At 65.6% G+C, this 5,133-nt stretch carries 4 protein-coding genes and 1 pseudogene; 3 read left to right on the top strand and 2 right to left on the bottom strand.

The genetic code is table 11. The features are described 5' to 3' along the window. A partial coding sequence (locus QZ609_RS24400) for a DEAD/DEAH box helicase (RefSeq protein WP_295500416.1) occupies window positions 1-1,039 on the bottom strand: 1,039 nt, incomplete at its 3' end. Window positions 1,040-1,268: 229 nt separating this feature from the next. Next, entirely contained in the window at window positions 1,269-2,273 is a 1,005-nt protein-coding gene (locus QZ609_RS24395) for a LysR family transcriptional regulator (RefSeq protein ID WP_295500414.1), read from the bottom strand. A gap of 129 nt (window positions 2,274-2,402) precedes the next feature. Between QZ609_RS24395 and QZ609_RS24390 the strand changes: the two genes are divergently transcribed. From QZ609_RS24390 to QZ609_RS24380, 3 genes and pseudogenes are all read left to right on the top strand, one after another. Next, entirely contained in the window at window positions 2,403-3,716 is a 1,314-nt protein-coding gene (locus tag QZ609_RS24390; protein WP_295500412.1) for an MFS transporter, read from the top strand. Between the two features lie 25 nt (window positions 3,717-3,741). Beyond that, window positions 3,742-4,764, top strand: coding sequence for a histone deacetylase family protein (locus tag QZ609_RS24385; protein ID WP_295500410.1), 1,023 nt, complete (start codon window positions 3,742-3,744; stop codon window positions 4,762-4,764). 259 nt (window positions 4,765-5,023) lie between these two features. After that, window positions 5,024-5,133 (top strand): annotated as a pseudogene (locus QZ609_RS24380) (TetR/AcrR family transcriptional regulator); the annotation flags it as partial.

The raw sequence follows: 5,133 nt of genomic DNA, 5'->3' as shown, positions 1-5,133 counted from the left end.
GCGCACCCGCGCGGCCCGTGCGGCCGATGCGGTGCACGTAGTCTTCCGGCACGTTGGGCAGGTCGAAGTTGACCACGTGCGGCAGTTGGTCGATGTCGATGCCGCGCGCGGCGATGTCGGTGGCGACCAGCACGCGCAGCGTCCCGGCCTTGAACTCCGACAGCGCACGCGTGCGCGCCGACTGGCTCTTGTTGCCGTGGATCGCCAGCGACGAGATGCCGTCGCGCGTGAGCTGCTCGGCCAGGCGGTTGGCGCCGTGCTTGGTGCGCGTGAAGACCAGCACCTGGTGCCAGTCGTTGTCGCGCACGAGCTTGGCGAGCAGTTCGCGCTTGCGCTCGCGGTCCACCGGATAGATGCGTTGCTCAACGGTCTCGGCCGTGGTGTTGCGGCGTGCGACCTCGATCAGCGCCGGCTTGTCGAGCAGGCGGTCGGCCAGTTCGCGGATCTCGTCCGAGAACGTCGCCGAGAACAGCAGGTTCTGGCGCTTGGGCGGCAGGATGTTGAGGACCTTGCGGATGTCATGGATGAAGCCCATGTCGAGCATGCGATCGGCTTCGTCCAGCACCAGCAGCTCGATGTGCGACAGGTCGATGGTGCGCTGGCCCACGTGGTCCAGCAGGCGGCCCGGCGTGGCCACGACGATATCGACGCCGCGCTTGAGCGCATCGATCTGCGGGTTGATGCCGACGCCGCCGAACATCACCATCGACTTCAGCGGCAGGTATTTGCCATAGGCGCGCACGCTTTCTTCCACCTGCGCGGCGAGTTCACGCGTCGGGGTGAGCACCAGCGCACGGATGGGGAAACGCATGCCGTGTGACGTATGCACCTTGTTGGGCTGCGTCTCGGACAGGCGATGCAGCAGCGGCAGCGTGAAACCGGCGGTCTTGCCGGTGCCGGTCTGTGCACCGGCGAGCAGGTCACCGCCCTTGAGGATGGCGGGGATGGCCTGGCGTTGAATCGGGGTGGGTTCTGCGTAGCCGAGTTCGGCCACGGCACGTACCAGCTTGTCTGACAAGCCGAGTTCGGAAAACGACATGGAAAAGCAATTGGACCGGCGTGTCCCGCGCATTCGTTCGTGCGCCAATCGCGGACAGAGCCTGGGTAGGTGACGGGGCGACTGGACCCCGGGGACTGCGAAGGGCGGTAGTTTAACAGGATGCGGTGTCTGGACTTGTTGAAGCTGATTTTGGTGTTGCTGGTCCACCCCTGTTTCGGCCCCAGCAAGGGACGAAAGGGGGGCAGACCACCACGGCCCAAAACACAAACTACCCCGCCGGCGCCCGCAACGCCGCCAACGGCGCATTCACCACGTCCCCCAACCGCTCCGCCAGCGAATACCGCGCCATATACCGCCGAAAGTGCGCCAGGAACGCCGTCTCAGCGGGTGCCAGGCGCCGCTCCTTGTGCCACAACAGATACAGATCGATATCCGCCACCCCCTCCTCCGGCGGCAACCGCCACAACCGCTGCTGCGCCAGATCCTCCGCCACGATGTGCTCCGGCAAGCACCCAATCCCATAGCCCGCAAACACCAACCGCTTGATCTCATCCAGGCTCGGCGACGTGGCGACGATACGCCCGGTAAAGCCCTGCTGATCCCGAAACACCGCCAGCGGCGACAAGGCATCCCCCAACTGGTCGCTCATGAACGAGACGAAGTTCTCGCCGAGCAGATCACTGATCGACAAGCCCGTCCGCCCGAACAGCCGGTGATGCCGCCCGCAGAACACCGCATAGCGCTGCCGCAAGAAGAGCTGCCGCTCCAGCTTGTCGATCGGCGTGCGGCACAGGCTCAGCCCGATGCCCGCACGCTTCTGCGCCAGCGCATCGAGGATGTCCGCGCTGCGCATCACCTCCACCTGCAGATCGACACGCGGGTGATGCCGATGAAACGCCGCCAGACACTCGTCATACACGCCCGAGTGGATGCGGCTGACGGTGAGCAGATGCAGCACACCACTCACATCATCCTGCGGCTCGCCCAGCTCGGAGCCCAGCCGCGCGACGTTGCCGTAGACATCGGTGGCGATACGCAATACATCCTCGCCGACACGCGTAAGGCGGAAGTGCGAGCCGCGCCGCTCGATGAGCGTATGGCCAAGCTGATCCTCCAGCCGCCGCAGCGCCAAGCTCACAGCCGGCTGCGTGATATGCAGCCGCACTGCCGCCCGGCTGATGCTGCGTTCGTGAACGATGGTCAAGAACGTGCGCAGGAGGTTCCAGTCGAGTCGGTCGCTAACCAGCGCGGGATCAAGGGCGGAGGGTTCCATGGCGACGAATATGAGTTCAACTTATACAAACGATAAGTATTCAGAATTTGACTAATACCCGTCAACCGGCAATAAACACGCATCCGCCGCCTCGATGCGGCGGGCTCAAAAAATGTGAGGAGCCTACCCATGCAACCGTCTCACCCCGGCGGGCGCCAGCCCGCGCGCGCGGCCACCGCCGCCTTTGTCGGCACCATGATCGAGTGGTACGACTTCTACATCTACGCCACCGCTGCAGCACTCGTGTTCGGGCCGTTGTTCTTCCCGGGTGGCGATCCGTTCCTCAGCACACTCGCCTCGTTCGGCACGTTTGCCGTCGGCTTCTTCGCGCGGCCGCTGGGCGGCATCGTGTTCGGCCACTGGGGTGACCGCATCGGCCGCAAGAAGGCGCTGATGATCACGCTCACGATGATGGGCCTGGCCACCATCGGCATCGGCCTGCTGCCGACCTATGCGACGGCCGGCGCCCTGGCGCCCGTGCTGCTGGTGCTGCTGCGCGTGGTGCAGGGCATCGCGGTGGGCGGTGAATGGGGCGGCGCGGTGCTGATGGCGGGCGAACACGCACCCAAGGGCCGCCGCACCTTCTTCGCGTCGTTCGCGCAGCTCGGCAGCCCGGCCGGTTTGATCCTGTCGCTGCTGGCCTTCCGCCTGGTCACGTCGATGGAGAAAGACGTATTCATGGACTGGGGCTGGCGTCTGCCCTTCCTCGCCAGCGCGGTGCTGCTGCTGGTGGGCGTGGCGATCCGCCTGGGCGTGAACGAATCGCCCGAGTTTGCGCAGGTGCAGGCGCAGCGCAAGACGGCCAAGCTGCCGATCGCCGAGGTCTGGCGTACGGCGCGCGTGCCGGTGCTGCTGTGCATCGGCGCCAACACCATCGGCATTGCCGGCGTGTACTTCACGAACACCTTCATGATCGCGTACACGACACAGTACCTGTCGCTGCCCAAGACGCTGATCCTCGACTGCCTGTTCGCCGTGGCGATCATCCAGTTCCTCGTGCAGCCGCTGGCGGCGTGGCTCGCCGAGAAGCTCGGCGGCGCGCGCTTCCTCAAGCTGATGGCGCTGCTGGCGATGGCCTCGCCGTATCCGATGTTCCTGCTGGTGCAGACGCGCCAGGCACCGATGCTGGTGCTGGGCATCGCGCTGGCCGTGGTGTGCATGGCGAGCTTCTACTCGGTCATCGCCGGCTTCGTGTCGGGCGTGTTCGAGACGCGCGTGCGGTACTCGGCGATCTCGTTGTCGTACCAGGTGTGCGGCGCGGTGGCGGGCGGGCTCACGCCGCTGGTGGGCACCATCCTCGCGCAGCGCTTTCATGGCGAATGGTGGCCGCTGGCGGTGTTCTACACGCTGCTGGCCGGTGTGTCGCTGGTGAGCATCATCGCCGTCGATGCGCGCCAGCGCGGCCGCACCACGGCCACCGATGTCGATGCCGTGCAGGCGTAATGCTCATCCTCAACCTGCTTCACCCATGCTGACGTTCTTCCATCCCGAACAGCTGCTGCACCATCCGCAGAGCTACTACTCGCGCGGCAAGATGCGCACGCCGCAGGAGGTGCCCGAACGCGCGCGCAACCTGCTGCAGGCCGCGCGCGATCTCGGCTTCACCATCGCCCAGCCCGACGATCATGGCTTCGCCCCGCTGGTCGCCGTGCATGGCGAGCCCTATCTGCGCTTCCTGCAGGACGCCCACGCCGACTGGCGCCGCCTACCCGAAGACTGGGGCGACGAGGTCATGTCCAACATCTTCGTGCGCGAGCCGAATGCGCTGCGCGGCGTACTGGCCCAGGCGGCACGCTACCTGGCTGACGGCAGTTGCCCGGTCGGCGCGAATACGTGGCGATCGGCGTACTGGTCGGCGCAAAGCGCGGCGGCCGGCGCGAGTGCCCTCCTCAGCGGCGAGCGCTTCGCCTACGCCCTGTGCCGCCCGCCCGGCCACCACGCGCGCCGCGAAGCCGCCGGCGGCTTCTGCTACCTGAACAACGCCGCCATCGCCGCGCAGGCATTGCGTGCGAAGTTCAAGCGTGTCGCCATCCTCGACACCGACATGCACCACGGCCAGGGCATCCAGGAGATCTTCTACGACCGCGCCGACGTGCTCTACGTCTCCATCCACGGCGATCCGACCAACTTCTACCCGGTCGTCGCCGGCTTTGATGACGAGCGCGGCGCGGGCGATGGCCTTGGCCACAACGTGAACCTGCCGATGCCGCATCGCTCTCCGGAGTCGGTGTTCTTCGCCAAGCTGGAGGAGGCCATCGGCGCGCTCGAACGCTTCCAGCCGGAAGCACTGGTGCTGTCGCTCGGCTTCGACATCTACCGCGAAGATCCGCAATCGCAGGTGGACGTGTCGACCGAGGGCTTCGGCTGCCTCGGCCAGGCGATCGGCGCCATCGGCCTGCCGACGCTGGTCGTGCAGGAAGGCGGCTATCACCTCCCCACCCTCGCACAAAACGCTGCCGCGTTTTTCGGCGGCCTTCATCCCATCGGTTGACCCGACGCCTGGGGCGCGAACAACTTTCTACAATTCAGGATGTTTGCGCCCACTCACACGGTAGCCCGCGTGTTTCATACACTGCCCGGGCAGCCTACCCTCGTCTAGAGTCCGCGCTCGAATTAGGAACTTTGCGTTTTCAAACGTCTGTTCCTAACATGCCCGGACCACCACATACATGCGTTTGAATCGTATGTTTCGGGCGCTGCACCGCAGCAAGCGACGACGAATTCGGACCAAAAACGACGAGGTAGGAGACATGGGACGTCCCGGAGCAGGCGACACCAAAGGCCGCATTCTCGAGGCCACCGAATTGCTGTTCATCGAGTTCGGCTACGAGGCGATGTCGTTGCGGCAGATCACGGCGCG

The sequence above is a fragment of the uncultured Ralstonia sp. genome (assembly GCA_913056305.1).
In the GTDB taxonomy this organism is placed as follows: Bacteria; Pseudomonadota; Gammaproteobacteria; order Burkholderiales; family Burkholderiaceae; genus Ralstonia.
Note: the sequence above shows the minus strand (reverse complement) of the source record. Positions and strands in the feature narration are given on the sequence as shown.

Excerpts from the sequence above, each read along its gene's own strand:
- QZ609_RS24385 (WP_295500410.1), top strand. The coding sequence starts at position 3,742 with ATGCTGACGTTCTTCCATCCCGAACAGCTGCTGCACCATCCGCAGAGC.
- QZ609_RS24395 (WP_295500414.1), bottom strand. The coding sequence starts at position 2,273 with ATGGAACCCTCCGCCCTTGATCCCGCGCTGGTTAGCGACCGACTCGAC.
- QZ609_RS24390 (WP_295500412.1), top strand. The coding sequence starts at position 2,403 with ATGCAACCGTCTCACCCCGGCGGGCGCCAGCCCGCGCGCGCGGCCACC.